Annotated in this window: 14 protein-coding genes; 6 read left to right on the top strand and 8 right to left on the bottom strand. The window is 70.7% G+C overall.

The window, feature by feature from the left end:
- Positions 1–41 precede the first annotated feature (41 nt).
- Positions 42–920, bottom strand: coding sequence for a chaplin (locus tag ACFWBQ_RS23045; protein ID WP_385492135.1), 879 nt, complete (start codon positions 918–920; stop codon positions 42–44).
- A 1,092-nt stretch (positions 921–2,012) separates the two neighbouring features.
- On the bottom strand, positions 2,013–2,180 hold the full coding sequence (locus ACFWBQ_RS23050) for a hypothetical protein (RefSeq protein WP_385492138.1): 168 nt from the start codon (positions 2,178–2,180) through the stop codon (positions 2,013–2,015).
- Positions 2,181–2,647: 467 nt separating this feature from the next.
- Between ACFWBQ_RS23050 and rsgA the strand changes: the two genes are divergently transcribed.
- Together rsgA and ACFWBQ_RS23060 are read left to right on the top strand one after the other, a co-directional pair.
- Entirely contained in the window at positions 2,648–3,817 is a 1,170-nt protein-coding gene (rsgA, locus tag ACFWBQ_RS23055; RefSeq protein ID WP_385492141.1) for a ribosome small subunit-dependent GTPase A, read from the top strand.
- Between the two features lie 76 nt (positions 3,818–3,893).
- Entirely contained in the window at positions 3,894–5,249 is a 1,356-nt protein-coding gene (locus ACFWBQ_RS23060) for a DNA-3-methyladenine glycosylase 2 family protein (protein ID WP_385492551.1), read from the top strand.
- 39 nt (positions 5,250–5,288) lie between these two features.
- Here the strand turns inward: ACFWBQ_RS23060 and ACFWBQ_RS23065 are convergent, their stop codons facing one another.
- Positions 5,289–5,771 (bottom strand): DUF456 domain-containing protein, encoded by a 483-nt coding sequence (locus ACFWBQ_RS23065; RefSeq protein WP_385492144.1) that lies wholly within the window; start codon positions 5,769–5,771, stop codon positions 5,289–5,291.
- A 73-nt stretch (positions 5,772–5,844) separates the two neighbouring features.
- Entirely contained in the window at positions 5,845–6,828 is a 984-nt protein-coding gene (locus ACFWBQ_RS23070) for a helix-turn-helix domain-containing protein (protein ID WP_385492147.1), read from the bottom strand.
- Between the two features lie 209 nt (positions 6,829–7,037).
- Here ACFWBQ_RS23070 and ACFWBQ_RS23075 point away from each other — a divergent pair, with 209 nt between their 5' ends.
- The 3 genes from ACFWBQ_RS23075 (at position 7,038) to ACFWBQ_RS23085 (ending at position 14,403) form a co-directional block, all read left to right on the top strand.
- Positions 7,038–10,802 (top strand): S8 family serine peptidase, encoded by a 3,765-nt coding sequence (locus tag ACFWBQ_RS23075; protein WP_385492150.1) that lies wholly within the window; start codon positions 7,038–7,040, stop codon positions 10,800–10,802.
- A 139-nt stretch (positions 10,803–10,941) separates the two neighbouring features.
- On the top strand, positions 10,942–12,549 hold the full coding sequence (locus tag ACFWBQ_RS23080; RefSeq protein ID WP_385492153.1) for a protein phosphatase 2C domain-containing protein: 1,608 nt from the start codon (positions 10,942–10,944) through the stop codon (positions 12,547–12,549).
- A gap of 111 nt (positions 12,550–12,660) precedes the next feature.
- Entirely contained in the window at positions 12,661–14,403 is a 1,743-nt protein-coding gene (locus ACFWBQ_RS23085; RefSeq protein WP_385492156.1) for a pyruvate dehydrogenase, read from the top strand.
- A 12-nt stretch (positions 14,404–14,415) separates the two neighbouring features.
- Here ACFWBQ_RS23085 and ACFWBQ_RS23090 read toward each other — a convergent pair whose 3' ends face one another.
- The 3 genes from ACFWBQ_RS23090 to ACFWBQ_RS23100 form a co-directional block, all read right to left on the bottom strand.
- Positions 14,416–17,532, bottom strand: coding sequence for an alpha-mannosidase (locus tag ACFWBQ_RS23090; RefSeq protein WP_385492159.1), 3,117 nt, complete (start codon positions 17,530–17,532; stop codon positions 14,416–14,418).
- 67 nt (positions 17,533–17,599) lie between these two features.
- The gene (locus ACFWBQ_RS23095; protein WP_385492162.1) at positions 17,600–17,989 is read right to left on the bottom strand and encodes a barstar family protein; all 390 of its coding nucleotides are present in this window, start codon (positions 17,987–17,989) and stop codon (positions 17,600–17,602) included.
- A 96-nt stretch (positions 17,990–18,085) separates the two neighbouring features.
- A complete protein-coding gene (locus ACFWBQ_RS23100) occupies positions 18,086–18,484 on the bottom strand; it encodes a ribonuclease domain-containing protein (protein ID WP_385492165.1) in 399 nt (132 codons plus the stop codon).
- A 286-nt stretch (positions 18,485–18,770) separates the two neighbouring features.
- Between ACFWBQ_RS23100 and ACFWBQ_RS23105 the strand changes: the two genes are divergently transcribed.
- A complete protein-coding gene (locus ACFWBQ_RS23105) occupies positions 18,771–19,136 on the top strand; it encodes an ATP-binding protein (protein WP_385492554.1) in 366 nt (121 codons plus the stop codon).
- 3 nt (positions 19,137–19,139) lie between these two features.
- Here ACFWBQ_RS23105 and ACFWBQ_RS23110 read toward each other — a convergent pair whose 3' ends face one another.
- Positions 19,140–20,222, bottom strand: a complete 1,083-nt coding sequence (locus ACFWBQ_RS23110; protein ID WP_385492168.1) for a DUF2637 domain-containing protein — start codon at positions 20,220–20,222, stop codon at positions 19,140–19,142.
- Between the last annotated feature and the right edge of the window lie 19 nt (positions 20,223–20,241).

The raw sequence follows: 20,241 nt of genomic DNA on the forward strand, positions 1-20,241 counted from the left end.
GCACCTGATGCTGCCGAGCGGCCCTCTCCGTGTGTACGGGACTAGTTGCGCGAACCGCGGGTACGGCGCATGAGCACCGCTCCGCCGAGCAGCAGAGCCGCGCTCGCGCCGGCGGCCATGCCGATCTCACCGGCACCGGTGTGCGCCAGCTGCTCGACAGGGACGTTCGGCACAGCGGCAGGGGCCGGGGTGTCACTGACGGGGGGCTTGTCGACCGGCGGCTTGGCGGCGGTCGGCGGCTCGTCGACCGGCGGCTCGTCGACCGGCGGCGCTGCGGGGCCGCTCTCGTTGTAGCACTCGTTGTCGGCGGCCGCGTTGAGCGCACCGATCAGATTGACGCTGTTGCCGCAGGCGTTGACCGGGATGTGAACGGGGGCCTGGATCACGTTGCCGGAGAGCACGCCGGGGGAGTTGGCGGCCACACCTTCGGCGCTCGCTCCGCCGTTGCCCCCGTAGGCGTCGTCGCCGTAACTGTCGGAGCCCGGGCCGTCGTAACCACGGTCGCCGTGCTCGCCGGAAGCGTCCTCGCTCCCACCGTCGTGACCGCGGTCGCTGTGCTTGCCGGAAGCGTCCTCGCTCCCACTGTCGTGACCGCGGTCGCTGTGAATGCTGCGGTCGTCGCCGTGACGGTCGCTCTCTTCGGCGTCCTTACCGTGGTGGTGGCCCTTGCCGGAGTCGACGTTCGCGCATTCGTTGCCGAAGGAGGGATTCAGCAGGGCGGCCCCGTTGACCGTGTTGCCGCAGGCATTGACCGGGACATGCACCGGTACCTGGGCGACGTTGCCCGAGCCGACACCCGGCGAGTTGACGGCGGCGCCCTCGGCCGAGGCGTCGGCGTGGGCATATCCGCCGCCGACGACGGTCAGGATGCCCGACGCTGCCGCCATGACGATCATGCCTTTGTTCAAAACCTGTCGCATTACTTGCCTTTCTTCAGACATTTCGCGTGGGCCATTCGCCCGCAGCGTCATGACACCCATAACGACGGAGCAGTTGCAGGGGAAACTTGGAGAACGGTGAAAAGTGTGTAACCACCCGATAGGGTTACGCACGGGTGTTCGTGATCCGATGCCGGACCTGCCGAACAGCCCCGACGGCCGGGGCTGTTCGGGTGAATGCGGGAGAATCGATCGCCCGGTGGCACGTCGGTCAGTAAGCTCCGCCGACGGGTGAGCCGGTATGGGCAGGGTTGGTTGTGAGCTCAAGGTCCGTACCGGTTCGCCCATCGGTCCCGGCCCGGCCGGGGTCCAGGATGTCGGCGTTCCGTCCGACCCGCGGAATCAGCAGTGCGCGGACAGCGCCACCCGGCCGAGGGCGACAAGCAGGCAACAGGCGCAGGTCCTGTCGGACATCCCGGCTCCCTCGGGCCACGGTGCCGGCAGCAACGGCTGACCTGGCCGCTGAATGACCGGGCCCGGTCGCCGACACTCCTCCATGGTGCGGCCCGGGTCCGTGCCGGCCGGGCGATGGCTTTCGGGAAGGTCATCGCCCTGCTTCCCTCCGTATGGCTGCGGAAATTGTGCAGTAATGCTGATCTGTTGATCGGCTGAGCTGATCGTTCATTGCCGGTCGGACCCGGATGGCGTTTCCGGTGCGAGCCTTCCCGTTTTCGCGCCGGTGGGAGTGTGATAGTGCGCGGATTCCTGTTCGTGAGTTTCGAATTTTGCTGGGCGGTCTCGTGAGCGGGCGGTTCCTGCCCGCAGTTCACCGTGTTCGGCCGGTAGCCCGATCGTGGGGGAATTGGTCCGGTTGCCGCACCGGCAGCCGACGCCGCCCGCAGAGTTGGGTAGAGGCCACTTATGGATCAGTCCGACAGTCAGCGTCCGGGGAGCCGCGACCGGCAGCCCGAAAGCTCCACACCGATCTACGACCGACTGCTCGCCGAATGGTGCGAGGCAAGCCGGAGCCCGGAATGCCGGGCGCCCGCGGCGCGGGGGCGGGGCAGGGGGAGCGCCTTCGTCCCGGCGCCGCGCACGGCGGGCGGGGCAGGCGGCGGCCGATAGCGGCGACGCTCACCCCTGCACGGGAGTGGTGAGCGTCGCCATGGGCGGACCCGGAGCGGTGTCGGCGGGTGTCGGCCCGATGCCGTTCCGGCAGGAGACAGCGGAGGTCCTGATGACCTCTTCGTCGGCTGCGAAGGACCGCAGTGCCTCCTCGCCGACCACGGCTGCCCCGTGCACCGCCGCGGGACACAGGCACGTCGCACATGCCCGTCCACCTGCTTGCGGGCCTCCGTCGCGGCCGGTCGCTCACGCGGAACGCAGCGCTGCGCGCCGAAGTGAGGCGTGGTCAGGTAGGTCCGGCGGCCTGGACACCGTAACGGCCTGGTGCCGGTCGTTGTGCGCGCGTATCCCCTGATCGGGGCAGATCTCGTTCCCACTCCGGCGAACACCCCCGGTCCGGCCACCCGCCGGAAAACCTCTTGACGCTTCCGGGTGGCCCCCGGCTAGGGTGTGCAGCGTTCAAGGAGCCGGTCAGGGACCGTTCGAGGAATCAGGAGGTGAGGACATTGATGACTGTCGTTGCGATGGGCGCTGCCCACAACCAGAAGAGCATCGTTCTCACCCCCGTGGCCACCGGCTGACCTTCACCTTTCCTCTCCGCGCCCGAGCGCGCGGTGCCGGGGCCACCCTGTGAAGGGTTTCCCTTGTCTTCTCCTTCTTCCTTCTCGATCCTTCCGGTTCCGTCCTCGTCGCATCCCCTGGCCGCCTACGGCTGGGACGACGAATGGGCCGAGACGTTCGCCCCGTACGCCGAGCAGGGACTCCTGCCGGGACGCGTGGTCCGGGTGGACCGCGGTCAGTGCGACGTGGTCACCCCGGACGGCACCCTCAGGGCGGACACCGCGTTCGTGGTGCCCCGCGATCCGATGCGGATCGTCTGCACCGGCGACTGGGTGGCCGTCGACCCCGACGGCGACCCGCAGTTCGTCCGTACCCTCCTTCCCCGGCGCACCGCCTTCGTACGCTCGACGTCCTCGCAGCGCTCCGAGGGGCAGGTGCTCGCCACCAACATCGATCACATCGTCATCTGTGTCTCGCTCGCCGTCGAGCTGGATCTCGGCCGGCTGGAACGGTTCCTGGCGCTGGCCATGTCCAGCACCGCCGGTGCCGCCCTGCTGGGCGAAGGGAAACAGGCCCCGGGTTACGAGGCGCACCCGCTCGTGGTGCTCACCAAGGCCGATCTCGTCCCGGACGTCGCCACGCTGTCCCATCTGGTCGAGGACATCGAGCGCATCGCCCCCGGGGTGCAGGTGCTGCCCGTCAGCTCCGCCACCGGCGAGGGCGTCGATGTGTTCGGTGCCATCGTCACGGGCGGTACGAGCGTGCTGCTCGGGATCTCAGGTGCGGGCAAGTCGACCCTCGCCAACACGCTGCTCGGCGAGGACGTCATGGACGTCCAGGCAGCGCGAGACGTGGACGGCAAGGGCAGGCACACCACCACGACACGCAACCTCCTCGTGCTGCCCGGCGGCGGCGCGCTGATCGACACCCCCGGGCTGCGTGGCGTCGGGCTCTGGGACGCGGAGGCCGGCGTCGGCCAGGTCTTCTCCGAGATCGAGGATCTGGCGCAGCGGTGCCGTTTCCACGACTGTGGCCACGAGGCCGAGCCGGGCTGCGCCGTGCTCGGCGCGATCGAGGACGGGACACTGGCCGAACGGCGTCTCGACAGCTACCGCAAGCTCCTCCGGGAGAACCACCGGATCGCGGCCAAGACGGACGCCCGGCTGCGCAGCGAGACCACGCGCGAATGGAAGCGCAGGGGCGCGGAGGGCCGGGCTGCCATGGCGTTCAAGCGGGAGGGCCGGATGCGGTAACGCGCGCGGGTCACCTGGTTCGACGTCCGAAAACCGCGAGTGCGCCTTCGCGAGGGGGCGCACACTGGACGGTGTGATGGACGAACAGACCAGGTACGAGGCGGTGAGCAGCCGCGATGCGCGCTTCGACGGAGAGTTCTTCTTCGCCGTCGCGACCACTGGCATCTACTGCCGGCCGAGCTGCCCCGCCGTCACCCCCAAGCGGAAGAACGTGCGGTTCTACCCGACCGCAGCCGCGGCCCAGGGCAACGGCTTCCGGGCGTGCAGACGCTGCCGCCCGGACGCCGTGCCGGGCTCCGCCGAGTGGAATGTGCGTGCCGACGTCGTGGGCCGCGCCATGCGGATGATCGGCGACGGCGTGGTGGACCGGGAAGGCGTCCCGGGGCTCGCGGGGCGGCTCGGCTACAGCGCACGTCAGGTCCAGCGCCAGCTCAACGCCGAGCTGGGAGCCGGCCCCGTCGCCCTCGCGCGCGCCCAGCGCTCCCACACCGCCCGGGTCCTGTTGCAGACCACGGACCTGGCGGTCACCGAGATCGCCTTCGCGTCGGGCTTCGCCAGCGTGCGCCAGTTCAACGACACGATCAGGCAGATCTACGCCCGTACCCCCAGCGCTCTGCGGACCGAGGCCGGCACGGGCACGGGAGCGGGGCTGCGAGAGGGGCGCAGAGCCGGAATCCCGCTCCGGCTCGCTCATCGCGGCCCGTACGCCGCCCGCGAGGTCTTCGACCTCCTCGGGGCCGAGGCCGTGGCCCGGATCGAGGAGATCAGCGGGGCCCCCGGCGCACGCACCTACCGGCGCACCCTGCGGCTTCCTTACGGCGCCGGAGTCGTAGCCGTCGACGAGGCCTCCACGGGTCCGTGGCTGGAGGCCCGCATCGCGCTCACCGATCTCCGCGACCTGACGACGGCCGTACAGCGGCTGCGGCGGCTCCTCGACCTCGACGCCGATCCGTACGCCGTCGACGAGGCCCTCGGCGCCGATCCGCGCCTGGCGCCGCTCGTCGCCGCGCGCCCGGGCCTGCGCTCGCCGGGCGCCGCAGACCCGGAGGAGTTCGCCGTGCGCACGCTCGTGGGCACGGAAGCCGCCGACGGGCTGGTGGAGCGGTACGGGAAGGTCCTGGACGTGCCGTGCGGCGGGCTCACCCATGTCTTCCCCGAGCCGGGTGTACTGGCCGCCGGAGCCGAGGATCCGGCCCTGCGGGAGCTGGCGGGCGCGCTGGCCGACGGAGCCGTGCGGCTCGAAGCCGGAGCCGACCGGGACGAGGCGGAGCAGGCGCTGCTGCGGCTGTCGGCGATCGGACCGGCGACAGCGGCACTGATCCGCATGCGGGCACTGGGCGATCCCGATGTGGACCCGCACGGGACATCCGGGACCGAGGGACTGCGGCCGTGGCGTTCGTACGCCGTACGCCACCTGGAGCTCGCGGGCTGAGCACCCTCGGGTCCCTGTCCCTGTACGCGGGGAGGCCGGTCAGCCCCAGATCACGGCGCCCAGCCAGGCCCCCACCACCAGCAGACAGCCGAAGAGCTCCAGGAGCACCGAGTATCCGGTCGCCCGCATGACCGACTTGACCGAGGTCCAGCCCGCCCCGTGACTGCCCAGCCGAAGCCGCTCCGCCCCGTAGATCGCGCCCACGTACCCCAGTACCCCGCCGATCACCGGCAGCACGAAGAACCCCGTGATCGCCGCGACCCCGCCGATCATCAGCGTCTTGCGGGGAGCCCCCGACTCGTGCGGGCGGCGTGACGGCAGCAGCGCCTTCAGCGCCTGGTTCAGCAGGAGCAGGCCCGTCGCCCCGATCAGTACGCCCCAGGCGAGCGGGGTCGTGTCCGTCAGTGCCCACCACAGCACCGCGGCCCAGACGATCGCCTGCCCAGGCACACCCGGTACCAGCACACCGACCAGTCCGAGCAGCATCACCGCTCCCACGGCGACGAGCTGCCACACACTCATTCGACCAGCCTGCCGGAGTCCGCACCGTCCCGCCCGTCAGCGCAGCTCCGCAGGGAGGCGAACCCCCGGTCGGTCAGCGCGGCGCACGGGCCACCCAGCCGCGTTCGTACGCATGCCAGCCCAGCTGCAGCCGCGTGGACACCCCGGTCAGTTCCATGAGCCCCTTCACCCGCCGTTGCACGGTCCGCAGGCCCAGCTCCAGCTGTTTGGCCACACTCGCGTCCGTCAGACCGGACAGCAGCAGCGACAGAATCTCCAGATCGGTGGGGTCCGGCCCGGAGCCCACCTCGTGGACACCGCTCTCACCCAGCCGCAACGGCATCGCATCGCGCCACACCGCCTCGAAGAGTCCCATCAGCGACTCCAGCAGACCGCTGGCATGGACGACCAGCGCGGCAGGCTCGGCTCCGCGCCCCGTCAGCGGCACCATGGCCAGCGAAGCGTCGGCGACCACCAGCTTGGTCGGCACCCGGTCGACCACCCGGCACTGCTCGTCACGGCTCAGCGCCGCCGAGAGCTCCACGATCCCGGTCGGCAGCGAGAGCACATCTCGCTCGACGACCACCCGGTAGGACACTCCGCGACTCGCCGCCCGTTCCTCGGACTCGTTCTCCGTGCCGGTGACCGCGATCGGCTTGCCCGTGACCAGTGCGCAGACTTCCGAGACGGCGCCCAGCTGCAGCTGATGGAAGCGATGCGCCACCGCGCTCGCGCCGGTCACCACCTCCACCAGATCGTGCACCGCCGGCTCGGCCGCCTCCGCCCGGTATTCCTCGGCGAGCAGCGCCGACGCCAGCTCGGCCTGCTCCAGCTCGTGCCGCTGCTGGGTCAGCAGCGCGCCCAGCGCGACCCCGGGAGGCGCTGCCACCCAGCGGGCCGTCCGCGACGACGACTGGGCCGCGAGTCCCTGCTGTTCCAGGCGGCGCAACGCCCGCTCCGTGTCCGCCTCCGGCAGCGCCAGCCGGCGCGCGAGATCCGAGAGCTCTGCGGCGCCCGCCGCGACAAGCGCCCGGTAGGCGGCTTCCTGTCTCTCGTCGAGGCCTATCGCTGCCAGCATCTTCCGGCCCTCCCCGGGTGGTGTGCGCGGGTCTCCGCGCCTGTCCGGCAGCTCGGCCGTGGCGGGAAACGGCCACGGCGCAAACCCGCCGAGCACATCATCCCCCGTACCGGTGCCCCCTCTGACAATGTGGCGCCACCGCAGCACCAACCACCTCTGGAAAAGGGCAGCTTGCGCTGCTTTGATCCGAATTCCACCTTGGGAGAGCGATGCGCCCGATATCGCGCACGGCGCTGGGAGCGGCCACCGCCGCCGTCCTGGCCGTCACCGCGATCGCACCGTCCGTGGCGGCGCCACAGGACGACTCGACCGCCAAGAGACCGCTGACCGGCAGTGCGGCCGCAACTGCCAAGGGCGCGCCCGTCACCGTCACCCTCGTCACCGGCGACAGGATCCTGGTGAGCACGGACGGTTCGGGAGCCACGTCCGCCACCGCCCTGCCCCGCGAGGACGGCACCGTCGCCCTCGTCCAGACCCGGCAGGCCGGCAAGGACCTGTACGTCTATCCCGAGGCCGCCGCCCACGCCCTTGCCGCCGGCACGGTCGACGAGGAACTCTTCAACGTCACCGGACTGATCCGCCAGGGCTACGACGACGCCCACTCCGCGACCGTCCCGCTGATCGCCACGTACACCGGTCAGGCCGGGCGCAGCACTCCCGCCACCCCGCGCGGCGCCGAGCGCGGACTCGACCTCGCGGCCATCGACGGCGTCGCGCTGAAGGCCGACAAGAAGCAGACCACCGCCTTCTGGGCCGACGTCACCGGCACGCGCGGGCGCTCGGCCACCGGGCTCAGGAAGCTCTGGCTCGACCGCCAGGTCGAGGCGAGCCTCGACAGGTCGACCAAGCAGGTCGGGGCCGACCTCGCCTGGGCCGCGGGTTACGACGGCAAGGGCACCAAGGTCGCCGTCCTGGACACCGGCGCGGACGCCGAGCACCCCGACCTCAAGGGCCGGATCGCCGACTCCAAGAACTTCACGGACTCCGACACCACGGACGACCGCCAGGGCCACGGCACCCACACCGCCTCCACCGTCGGCGGCAGCGGCGCGGCGAGCGACGGCAGGAAGAAGGGCGTCGCCCCCGGCGCGGACCTCCTCGTCGGCAAGGTCCTCAACGATTCCGGGTCCGGCGCCGAGTCCTGGATCATCGCCGGCATGCAGTGGGCCGTGGACAACAAGGCCGATGTCGTCTCGATGAGCCTCGGCAGCACCGCACCCACCGACTGCACCGATCCGATGAGCCTCGCCGCCGAAGAGCTCGCCCAGAGCAAGGACACCCTGTTCGTGATCGCGGCCGGCAACTCCGGCCCGACGCTGAACACCGTCTCCTCGCCGGGCTGCGCCCCGAGCGTGCTGACCGTCGGCGCCGTCGACCGCGACGACTCCACCGCCCAGTTCTCCAGCCGCGGGCCCGCGATCGTCTCGCACACCCTCAAGCCCGAGATCTCCGCTCCGGGCGTCGACATCTCGGCCGCCGCGGCAGGCGGCCGCGGTCCGTACGCCTACCGGTCCATGTCCGGTACGTCGATGGCCACCCCGCATGTCGCGGGCGCCGCGGCCATCGTGAAGCAGCGTCACCCCGACTGGACCGCACAGCAGGTCAAGGCCGCCCTCGTGTCGTCCGCGAAGAGCGACATCCCCGGCGACGTACGGGAGACCGGCGGCGGCCGGCTCGACGTCAAGGCCGCCATCGACACCACGGTCACGGGCGCCCCCGCCGTCCAGGGCGGCACCTTCAACTGGCCGCAGGACAAGACCGACCGCACCACCGTCGAGGTCCCCTACACCAACACAGGCACCGACCCGGTGAAGCTGTCGCTGAAGGTCCAGGGCGTCACCGGCAACGACGGCTCGGCCGTCCGCTCCTCCGTCGCCAGGCTCGACGCGAGCACCGTCACCGTACCGGCCGGAGCGACCGTCAAGGTCCCGCTGGACATCGACCCGACCGCGAGCCTGAAGGCCGCCCAGTACGGCGATGTGACCGGACGCGTGCTGGCCACCGGCCCCGGCGGAGTCAAGGTCTCCACCCCGTTCTCGCTGTACGTCGGCGCGGAGACCGTCACCCTGCGCGTCAAGCTCATCGACCGCACCGGCAAGCCTGCCGCCGGGAACTCCTCCGTGGACGTCATCGGCACCGACACCGCCTCCGGCGAGCGCCGCTTCAACGACGGTTCGGCCGACCAGGTCTACGAGGTGCGCCCCGGCGCCTACTTCGTCTCCAGCTTCATCATCTCGCCGGACCCGAAGGACGCCATCGGCAGGATGGTCGAGTCCGTCGGCTACCTCGCCAGGCCGCAGCTGAACGTCACCAAGGACACCGTCCTGGTACTGGACGCCCGCAAGGCCCACCGGGTCCAGGTGCGGACGGAGGACCGCACGTCCGAGATACGCTCCACGACGCTCGCCTTCGGCCGCAGCTGGGACGACGTCTGGCTGCACTCGGGTTCCATCAGCGCCGGCCGCGCCATCAAGAACTACGTGGTCGACGTTCAGGGCAAGGCGAGTGACGGCGACTTCGAGTTCTCCAGTTACTGGCGTGCGTACGCTCCGCAGATCGAGAAGCTCTCGGTCGTCGGCGGTGCCGCACTGCACCCGCTGATGGCGAGCACCGGCTCCGTCAACCTCGACGGTACGGGCGAGGCCGTGCTCGTCGACGCGGGCACCGGCACCCCCGACGAGCTGAAGGCCGCCGATGTCACGGGCAAGATCGCCCTGGTCGAGGTGGCCGACGACGGATTCATGACCGTCCAGGCGCGGAACGCCCAGGCCGCCGGCGCAAAGGCGATCATCGTGCACCGGCCGTCCGCCGGCCCCTGGCAGCCGTCCGTCGGCTACGGTCGGGCGCCGCTGCCCTCCCTCGCGATCGAGGCGGGTGAGGCCGCCGGCCTGACCACCGCTCTCGCCGACGGTCCCGTGACGCTGCGCTGGAAGGGCACTGCCGCCAGCCCGTTCGTCTACAACCTCGGCTTCCCCGAGACAGGCCCGGTCACCTCGGACCGCACGTACAAGGTCCGTGACAGCAAGCTCGGCAAGTCCACCGCCACGTACGAGGCCATGGGCATCGCGGCCGACTACGTCGACTCGATGGTCGTCTCCCGGCCGTACGGCACACGCTTCAACGCCGGGACGTCCGACACCGTCGCCGCCCCCGGCAAGCGCACCGAGTACTACTCGGCGGGCGACAGCCGCTGGGAGCGCTTCCTTTCCTCCAGTTTCCCCTGGGGCGAGACCATGTTCGACAAGCCCCGTACGTACAAGGCGGGCCAGCAGCGTACGGAGAGCTGGTACCGGGGCATCCTCGGCCCGTCGACTCCGCTCGACCTGCAGGGCGAGCAGCAGCTCGCCGCCGAGCGTCAGGACAACCTGATCGGCGTCGCCCCGGGCTTCTGGGCCGACACCGAACACGGCGGACTGCAGGGCTCCTTCGGAGACCTGGGCGGTATGAAGCTCACCAGCGGCGGCGAGGTGCTCGGAGAGTCCGGGTGGCCTTCCGGGGTCTTCACCGTGCCGGCCGAGGACGCGGCGTACGAACTCACCATGGTGACGTTCAAGGTGGGTCAGCCGGCCGCAGTCTGGAAGCGGTCGACCCAGACCCAGACCGTCTGGAAGTTCCGCTCGCACCGCGAGGAGAACACCTACTCCCAGGGCATTCCGCTGCTCTTCCCGGGCTACGACCTGGCGACGGACGGGCTGAAGACCCTGGCGGCGCAGGACGGTCAGAAAATCGCTCTGAGCGTCACCGGCCACGCGGGCTACACGCCGGGCAAGCTGACCGCCGCCAAGGTCTCCTACTCGTACGACAACGGCGAGACCTGGACCGCTGCCACCACCGCAGAGAAGGGCGGCCGCTGGACCGCGACCGTGAACCACGCGGGCGCGGCGGGCAAGCCGGTCACCCTGAAGACGGAACTGACGGACGCCAACGGCAACTCCGTCATCCAGACCGTGACCGACGCGTACGCAGTGCGCTGACGACACCCTGACCGGTCCGCCGGGCGTCCTTCCCGTGGGGGGTGGGGCCGCCCGGCGGACCCTTTTCCGGGCCGTCACTTCCGGGCCTCTTTTCCGGATGAACCGTTTTGGCATCGCCGGTGCGGTGGACAATAAGGGCATGAGTCAGCAGGGGGAGAGGCCCGCCGCCCACGAGGACGACTGGTGGCGCAGGCTGTACGACGAGACCGCGCCGGACACGGGTCCCAGCAGCGCGGCCGACAGTCTCGACGACCGCTTCGACTCCGCGTCGGATGCGGTGGGTCCGCCGGAGAACCGCGCAGACCCAGGAACGTACGCGGACCCGGGCGCCGGCCCGGCGCCGGATGCCCTTGCCACCCGGGAGGCCGCCGCGGTCCCGGTGCCCGATCCGCGCGTACCGACGAGGCCGTCCGCTCCCGGTGCCCCGCCCATCGACGACGTACACAGGCCGCCGCAGCCACCGCCCGCACCGGAGATGCCACCGGTGCCCCAGCGAGCCGCCGCGGACGGCGTGCCCGCGCCCCAGCGAGCAGTTCCGGCCGCACCGCAGGCATCTGCGGGACCGCCCCCCGCGCCGTTGCGCACCGTGGCGTGCCCCGCTCCGTGGGAGCCCCCGGGCGGATCCCCGCAGCCGCGCACCTTCGCCGCCCCGCCGCCTCCCGAGCCGCCCGCCGATGTCCCCGCGGAGCCTCCGGAGTTCACCGGGCAGGGCGGCCCCGCACAACCTTCGGGCCCCGTCACGGCGCCACGCCCCGTCGTCGGCCACATCGGGGACCGGCCGCCCACCTACGACGCCGAACCCGTCGCCCTGCCCGTAACCGGCCCCGGTGACCTCGACGGGCTCGTCGCCGACACGGTGCTCGACGGCGCCCGGTACGGGACGTACACCCTGCGGGCCGCCTCCGTGCGCGGGGACTCGGCACGATTTCGCGGCGAGCCCAGGCGTGACGCCCTGCTGACGGCCCGCTTCGGTGGCGGGGAGAGCTCCCTCGTCCTGGTCGCCGTCGCCAGCGGTGCCAGGGCCGCCGAACACGCGCATCTCGCCGCCGCCGACGCCTGCCGCTGGATCGGAGGCGCCGTCGGTCGCAGCCACACCCGACTCTCCGACGACATAAGGGCAGGTCGCAGGGGCGAGCTCACCTCAGGTCTGCACCGTCTCACCGACCGGACCTTCGGCAAGCTGCGCGCCCGCGCGGCAGAGCTGGGCATCGAAGCCGACGCCTACACCGTGGGCCTGCGCTGCCTGCTCCTGTCCGCCGACCCCGAGTGCCGCACCCGGGTCTTCTTCGGCGTCGGCGACGGGGGCCTGTTCCGGCTCCGTGACGGTGCCTGGCAGGACCTCGAACCCCCGGTACCGCCTGCCGGTGCCGGCGGAGGGGGACCCGTCGTCGGTTTCGGCTCGGCCCCGCGGGGCGGCGCGGAGAACGAAGAGGGCCCCGGTGGCGACCGGCTGACGATGGACCTGCAGATCACGACCCCGCCGTCGCCGTACATCGAGAGTCCGCTGCCGCCGCCCGCCGAGCCCTTCCGGTTCCGTGCCTCGGTCGCCCGACCGGGGGACACGCTGCTGCTCTGCAGCAACGGTCTGGCCGAACCGATGCGTGGCGAGCCCGCCCTCGCCGGGGAGCTCGCCGAGCGCTGGGGTGCCGCCGGGCCCCCGGGACTGGCCGCATTTCTCGCGGACACCCAGACCAGGGCCAAGGGGTACGCCGACGACCGCACGAGCGCCGCAGTCTGGGAGGCGTAACCCCGCAGGCCATGGGTTGATGGACTCCGGAGTCCGACCGGCCGGCTGTCCCGGCCCCGGAGCCGGGACAGCCGCATGTGCGCCGAGCACACGCAGAGAGGGCGCGCACCCATGGCCAAGCAGAACGTGTCGGAACAGTTCGTCGACATTCTCGTGCGGGCGGGGGTGAAGCGGATGTACGGCGTCGTCGGTGACAGCCTCAACCCTGTCGTCGACGCCATCCGGCGTAACGCCGCCATCGAATGGATCCAGGTCAGGCACGAGGAGACCGCCGCGTTCGCCGCCGGTGCGGAGGCCCAGATCACCGGCACCCTGGCGGCCTGCGCCGGGTCGTGCGGGCCGGGCAATCTGCACCTCATCAACGGCCTCTACGACGCCCATCGCTCCATGGCCCCGGTCCTCGCCCTCGCCTCGCACATTCCTTCGAGCGAAATCGGCCTCGGCTACTTCCAGGAGACCCATCCCGAGCTGCTCTTCCAGGAGTGCAGTCACTACAACGAGATGATCTCCAACCCGCAGCAGATGCCCCGGCTGCTCCAGACCGCTGTTCAGCACGCGATCGGGCGCGGTGGGGTCAGCGTCGTCTCGATGCCCGGCGACATCGCCTCCCGGCCGGCCCCGGAGAAGTCGATCGAGCACGCCCTGATCACCTCAAGGCCCTCCGTACGGCCCGGGGACGAGGAGATCGAGAAGCTCTGCCGGATGGTCGACGAGGCCAAACGGGTGACGCTGTTCTGCGGCAGCGGCACCGCGGGCGCACACGCCGAGGTGATGGAGTTCGCCGAGCGCGTCAAAGCCCCGGTCGGGCACGCGCTGCGCGGCAAGGAATGGATCCAGTACGACAATCCGTACGACGTCGGTATGAGCGGACTGCTGGGCTACGGCGCCGCCTACGAGGCCACCCACGAGTGCGATCTGCTCATCCTGCTCGGGACCGACTTCCCGTACAACGCGTTCCTCCCGACCGATGTGAAGATCGTCCAGGTGGATGTGCGTCCCGAGCACCTGGGCCGGCGCTCCAAGCTCGATCTGGCGGTCTGGGGCGACGTACGCGAGACACTGCGGTCCCTCACGCCGCGCGTGAAGGCCAAGACCGACCGCAAGTTCCTCGACCGGATGCTGAAGAAGCACGCCGACGCGCTTGAGGGCGTGGTCAAGGCGTACACCCGCAAGGTCGAGAAGCACGTGCCGATCCACCCGGAGTACGTCGCCGCGGTGCTCGACGAACTCGCCGACGACGACGCCGTGTTCACCGTCGACACCGGTATGTGCAATGTGTGGGCGGCCCGCTATCTCACGCCCAACGGCAAGCGCCGGGTGATCGGCTCGTTCAGCCACGGCTCGATGGCCAACGCGCTGCCGCAGGCGATCGGCGCGCAGTTCACCGACCGGAACCGGCAGGTCGTGTCGATGTCCGGCGACGGCGGATTCACCATGCTGATGGGCGACTTCCTCACGCTCGTCCAGTACAACCTGCCGGTGAAGGTGGTCCTGTTCAACAACTCCTCGCTCGGTATGGTCGAGCTGGAGATGCTGGTTGCGGGGCTGCCCTCGTTCGGTACGAGCAACAAGAATCCCGACTTCGCTGCGGTCGCCCGTGCCTGCGGGGCGTACGGGGTGCGGGTGGAGAAGCCCAAGCAGCTCGAAGGCGCCCTCAAGGACGCCTTCAAGCACAAGGGCCCGGCACTCGTCGACGTGGTCACCGACCCGAACGCGCTCTCCATCCCGCCGAAGATCAGCGCCGACATGGTGACCGGCTTCGCGCTCTCCGCCAGCAAGATCGTGCTGGACGGCGGGGTGGGCCGGATGCTCCAGATGGCCCGCTCCAACCTCCGTAACATGCCCCGCCCCTGACCTGCGGCTCGCTCAGGCGGGTGTCAGCCGCACCGTCAGGATCTGGAAGGGCCTCAGCGACAGCACAAGACCCTCCTCGCCGGCCACGGCCTCCGCCACCGGCCGCTCCAGCAGGTCGGTGATCTGTGCCAGCGCAACAGGGAAACCGACGCGCAGCACCGCGTCGGCCCGCCCGCCGGCCGACTCGTACAGCCGCACGACGACATCGCCGCCGCGGTCCTCGGCGAGCTTCACCGACTCCACGGTCACGGCCGGATGTCCGGTGGTGACCAGTGACGGCACGGCCGGGGCCACCGCCGCCCGCAGCGGCAGATTGAGCGCGAGCCCCTCCCGCACCGCATCGGTGACCTGCGCACCGGGCGCCAGGGCATAGCGGAAGCGGTGCGTCCCGAGATCGGCGTGCGGGTCCGGGCTGTGCGGGGCGCGCAGCAGCGTCAGTCGTACGGTCGTGCCCAGCCCGGCGTCGTGCGGGGTCCGTGTCACCTCGTGGCCGTACGTCGAGTCGTTGAGGACCGCGACGCCGTAGCCCGGTTCGGCGACGTGCAGCCAGCGGTGTGCGCAGATCTCGAAACGGGCCGCGTCCCAGCCGGTGTTGTCGTGCGTCGCGCGGTGCACATGGCCGAACTGGATCTCGGACGTGGACCGTTCGGCATGCACATCCAGCGGAAAGGCCACCTTCAGGACCTTCTCCGACTCCTGCCAGTCCACCTCGGTGTCGATGTCGAGCTGCCGGCTGCCCGCGGAGAGCCGCAGCTCCTGCACGATCCGGGACGCTCCGAACGAGCGCACCACACGGACGGCGGACCGCAGCGGCCCGGCCTCGACCGTCTCGACGGAGTCCGCGTCCGTCAGGTCCGTGCGCGAGCGGCGGTAGTGCCGGTCGATGTCCCAGGCGTCCCAGTGGTTGGGGTGATCCGGGTGCAGCTGAAGGAGGTTCGCCCGGTGGCCGGGGACGAGGACGTCACGGCCGGCCACGAGGTCGCGCACCGAGGCGATCAGCCCGTCCCGGTCGACCGTGACCCGCAGGAGCCCGTTGTCCAGAACGATTCCGCCGTCGCCCGCCGCACCGCTCGCCATGGCCTCGTGTTCCGGCACCGCCGAGCCGTCCAGCAGCCCCGCACCCAGCGCCGGCGTCCGCGCGACCACCGCAGTGCGCCCGTCGCCCAGCGCCTGCACATGGGCCCCCGACGGGAGCACCCCGCTCGCATCCGCATCCAGTTCGAGTACCTGGCTACGGTCGTACGGCGAGGCGTTGAGCGCTACCAGACCCTCGGGGCGGCCGAGTGCCGTCACCGCTCCGGCCACCGTATCGGCGAGTTCCGCACGCACCTCCTCGTACGTGTCGCGGGCCTCGCGGTGCACCCAGGCGATGGACGAGCCGGGCAGGATGTCATGGAACTGGAGCAGCAGAACGGCCTTCCAGATCCGCTCCAGCGTCTCGTACGGGTAGCGGTAGCCGGGGTTGCGCAAGGCCGCCGCCGTTGCCCACAGCTCCGCCTCACGCAGCAGGTGTTCGCTGCGCCGATTGCCCCGCTTGGTGGCTGCCTGGGTGGTGTATGTCCCCCGGTGCAGCTCCAGGTACAGCTCGCCCGACCAGACCGGCGCCTCGGCGCCGTACTCCTCCTCGGCTGCCGCGAAGAACGCCGAGGGCTTCTCGATCTCGACCCGCGGCGAGCCTTCCAGATTCCGGAGCCTGCGGGCCTTCTCCAGCATCTCGCGGGTGGGGCCGCCCCCGCCGTCGCCCCAGCCGAACGGCACCAGGGAGCGCGAGGCCCGGCCCTTCTCGGTGAAGTTCCGTTCGGCGCGGGCGAGTTCACTTGCGTGGAACTGGGCGTTGTACGTGTCCACCGGAGGGAAGTGCGTGAAGACACGGGTCCCGTCGATGCCCTCCCACCAGAACGTGTGATGCGGCATTTTGTTGTTCTGGTTCCACGACAGCTTCTGCGTCAGGAACCACCGGACCCCGGCCAGCCGGGCCAGTTGCGGGAAGGCCGCCGTGTACCCGAAGGAGTCCGGCAGCCAGATCTCCTCCGTCTCCACCCCGAGCTCCTCGGTGAAGAACCGCTTGCCGTGCACGATCTGCCGGGCCAGCGCCTCACCGCCGGGCATGTTCGCATCGGACTCCACCCACATCGAGCCGACCGGCGCCCACTGGCCGTCCGCCACCGCCTGCCTGATCCGCTCCCAGATGTGCGGCTGATGCTCCTTCACCCAGGCGTACTGCTGGGCCTGGGAGCACGCGAAGACCAGCTCCGGATAGTCCTGGGCGAGAGCGGTGACGTTGGCGAAGGTGCGCGAGGCCTTGCGCACCGTCTCACGCAGGGGCCACAGCCACGCGGAGTCGATGTGCGCGTGCCCGGCCGCCGACACGCGGTGCGCGCTCGCCGAGGCGGGCCGGGACAGCGCCTGGGCCAGCTCCGCCCGGCTCGCTGCCGCCGTGCCTGCCACATCGTGCAGATCGAGCGCGTCCAGCATGCGTTCCAGCGCCCGCAGGATCTCGTGGCGCCGGGAGCGGTCGGCGGGCAGCTCGCCCATCAGCTCGGACAGCACCTCGATGTCCAGGACGAGATGCCAGACGTCCTCGTCGAGGACGGCGAGGTCGGCGGAGGCGAAGGTGTAGAGGGCGCGGTCCCCGGCGGTCAGCACGTCGCCGAGCGCGGTCGGCTCGAAGCCGTGCTCCAGCACGGAGGGGTTGGCTGCCGCCTCCAGGAGCAGGGCGACCGGCTCGCCGCCCTGCGCCGCCGCGGCGATCGTGAGGTGCCGATTGCGCGGATGGATGCCCTTGAGGGGCACACCGTCGGTGTCGTACAGCATCCCCTCCGCCTGGAATCCCGGCCCCTGGCCGGAGAACCCGGGATCGACGACCGCCTCCACCCGGCGTCCCGACCACTCCTCGGGCACGGTGCCCGTGAGCCGGTACCAGGTGGTGGACCACGGCTTCCCCCACGCCGTACCGGTCACGAAGGGCTCGTACGTCTGCCCGAGGGCGTCGGCCACCGGTACGGGTTCGCCGGGAGCGTGCCAGGCGGAGAGGGCCAAGGGGGTCCGCGCCGCGTACTGGGCGGGGCGGATGAACTGCTGGAGTGCCCGCTCCAGGCGGCCCTCCACCAGTGTGCTGTCGTCGTGCATCACGGCTCCTCGGGGTCGGCGCCTGCGGGGCGGTACAGGGCTTCACTTCCCCGTACGGCGTCCGCGATCACCTCAGCCGCAGGGTCCCGGGCGCGGTCCGTTCCGTGATGACGTCCACCAGCGTGTCGAAGAGCGTCGGTCCTCGGCCGGCCAGCGCCTCGGCCAGCGCGTGGTCGGCAGCGGCTCTGCCGGTGGGGTGCACACGGCTGAGCGTGCGGCGCAGATGGCGTGCGGTCTCCTCATGGCCCAGCGCCCGGGCGGAGAGCGCGTGGTCGCGCCATTCGATGACGAAGGGGGCGTCGTCGGGGGTGCCCATGCCGCCGCTCAGACAGTCCGCGAACGAGTCGAGACTGCGGCCGAAATAGCCGCCGGGGCCGTTCACCGCCTCGCCGACCACGTCCCAGAAGCGCTCCAGGCCGGTGACCTCGGAGCCGTCGATCACATAGATCACGGTCATGCGTGGAGGGTACAAGCGCGGTTCTCCTGCCGCCGGTCCGGTGATCCGCGCCGAAGGTGGGGGACAACGGCGCGGACCGGACCGGGGGATTGCTGATCAGCAGCCGTGGTCGACCAGGTCGAAGGACTCGTAGTGGTCCGCGGTGTAGTAGTCCTCCTGGACCTCGTCACCCGTCACGATCCGACGGGCCCCGCGGGTCGGGGAACCCGGCGTGATGACCGTGTACTCGTGGTAGTAGCCGGTTCCCTGGCTCGGCAGGATGCCTTCCCGGTTCTGGAAGACGGTGCCGTCCTGGTCGTACGGGAACGGACCGCCCGCGTCGATGAGATCGAGGGTGTCGTGCGCCTGCGACGGCAGATCGGAGTAGCAGATGCTGCCGACCGCGGTGGCCGAGGGGACGGTAGCGGCCGTCGCGGTGAGCGGGCCGCCGACGACGAGGACGGACAGGAGGGCGGCGATACCGCCGAGCGTGGTGATCCGTGGGGGGATTCGCATGTGCACCATGATGACGCGCGTAGATCCCTATCCGTCAACGCCAACCCATGTGAATTTTTTGGAAGTTAACCGCAGGTAGGGAAACGTAACGTGCTGGCCTTCCGGCCGGGGTTGCGCAGGCGTCCGTTCACCTGTTGACGCCCCGGAAAGCGTGACTGCCCGCCTGTGGGGCATGCATCCCGTGAAGGTGTTCGAGGCATGACGACTCGAAGGAGGTTGATTCACTGTGCGCGCGGGGGACATAACGAAGCAACAGGAGAGCTCGCCGGTGCGGATGCACCGGAGACTGGGACATGCGGATCTGTCGGGAGTGGGCGAAGTGCGCGGTGCGCTGCGGGAGTTCCTGCGCTACCGCTCGCGCCCCGAGGACACCGACGTGGCAGAGCTCCTGCTGAGCGAACTCGTGACGAACGCCCTGATCCACACCCGCAACGGCGCAGTGGTCACGGTGACAGCGGCGCCCAGGCGATTACGGGTGGAAGTGCGCGACTTCCTTGCGGGGCAGGAGCCCGAGCCGTACGTACCGAACGCCGACGACGGTACGCACGGCAGGGGACTGCTCCTCGTGCAGAGCCTGGCCGACTCCTGGGGGGTCATTGCGCAGGCGCTGGGCAAGGTGGTCTGGTTCGAGCTGAACGGGGAGAAGCCCTGAGGCTCAGCCGAACTGCTGCTCCAGATCCTTGAGCTTCTGCTCCAGCGAGTCGAGCCGGGGCAGGGCCTGGGCGTCGTACTCGGCAGTGTGATCGACGGCAGCGGGATCGTCGCTCGTGTTCTGTGCCGGAGTACTCCTGGAGTTCGAGCCGTTCACGGCTTGCAGGGATGGCCGGGGACGAAGAGGCAGCTGTCCCGGTTCTGTTGTGGCAGGTTCCATGGCCGCCGGGCCGCCGCCCGATGTGGGGGCGATGGCCTGGACGTCCATCTGGCGATCGATCCGGGCGCCGCGCCCCCAGCCTCGGTTCTGCCGGTTCAGGGCCTTGATGCGGGCACGGTCCAGCTTCGCCTGGTCCCTTCTGTTGTGGCGGTCTTGTTCCTTCTCCTGCTTGTCCTCGCGAACGTCGTCCACCGCCTCGTCCAGGGTGCGTACGCCCTCGAGGAGCATCAGCGACCAGGCGCCGAAGGTCTCCCTGGGGGCGCGCAGCCATCGGACGATACGGATCTGCGGCAGTGGGCGGGGCACCAGGCCCTGCTCGCGCAGTGCTGCCACGCGCGTCTGCTTCAGCGCGCGGTCGAACAGCACAGCCGCCGAGAGCGACATCCCCGCGAAGAAGTGAGGGGCGCCCGCGTGCTCCATGCCGCGCGGTGCGTGCACCCAGTTGAACCAGGCAGCGGCACAGGCGAACGTCCATACCAGCAGCCGGGATCCCAGCGCGGCGTCGCCGTGGCTGGCCTCGCGCACCGCGAGCACCGAGCAGAACATCGCGGCCCCGTCGAGGCCGAAGGGGACGAGGTACTCCCAGCCTCCGGAGAGGTTGAGGTTTTGCCGGCCGAAGCCGACGAGCCCGTGGAAGGAGAGGGCGGCGGCGACCGCGGCACAACAGAACAGCAGGACGTACGAGGCGGTGGCGTAAAGTGCCTCCTTGCGCCTGCGGCGCTCCTCGCTGCGTTCCCAGCTGTCGTCGGTCGCGGTCTGTTCGGCGGCGCGCTTGCCGCGCGCGACCACCGTCACCGCCGCCAGGACCCCCACGAGCAGCACGGCGCCCGGAAGCAACCAGTCAAGCGAGATATCGGTCAATCTCATGCGTGGTCCCTTGCGTCAC

Origin of the sequence: Streptomyces sp. NPDC060035 (assembly GCF_042736635.1) — a bacterium.
Classification (GTDB): Bacteria; Actinomycetota; Actinomycetes; order Streptomycetales; family Streptomycetaceae; genus Streptomyces.

Coding starts and splice junctions, on each gene's coding strand:
- ACFWBQ_RS23045 (WP_385492135.1), bottom strand. CDS start 920: ATGCGACAGGTTTTGAACAAAGGCATGATCGTCATGGCGGCAGCGTCG.
- ACFWBQ_RS23060 (WP_385492551.1), top strand. CDS start 3,894: ATGGACGAACAGACCAGGTACGAGGCGGTGAGCAGCCGCGATGCGCGC.
- ACFWBQ_RS23065 (WP_385492144.1), bottom strand. CDS start 5,771: ATGAGTGTGTGGCAGCTCGTCGCCGTGGGAGCGGTGATGCTGCTCGGA.
- ACFWBQ_RS23070 (WP_385492147.1), bottom strand. CDS start 6,828: ATGCTGGCAGCGATAGGCCTCGACGAGAGACAGGAAGCCGCCTACCGG.
- ACFWBQ_RS23075 (WP_385492150.1), top strand. CDS start 7,038: ATGCGCCCGATATCGCGCACGGCGCTGGGAGCGGCCACCGCCGCCGTC.
- ACFWBQ_RS23080 (WP_385492153.1), top strand. CDS start 10,942: ATGAGTCAGCAGGGGGAGAGGCCCGCCGCCCACGAGGACGACTGGTGG.
- ACFWBQ_RS23085 (WP_385492156.1), top strand. CDS start 12,661: ATGGCCAAGCAGAACGTGTCGGAACAGTTCGTCGACATTCTCGTGCGG.
- ACFWBQ_RS23090 (WP_385492159.1), bottom strand. CDS start 17,532: ATGCACGACGACAGCACACTGGTGGAGGGCCGCCTGGAGCGGGCACTC.
- ACFWBQ_RS23095 (WP_385492162.1), bottom strand. CDS start 17,989: ATGACCGTGATCTATGTGATCGACGGCTCCGAGGTCACCGGCCTGGAG.
- ACFWBQ_RS23100 (WP_385492165.1), bottom strand. CDS start 18,484: ATGCGAATCCCCCCACGGATCACCACGCTCGGCGGTATCGCCGCCCTC.
- ACFWBQ_RS23110 (WP_385492168.1), bottom strand. CDS start 20,222: ATGAGATTGACCGATATCTCGCTTGACTGGTTGCTTCCGGGCGCCGTG.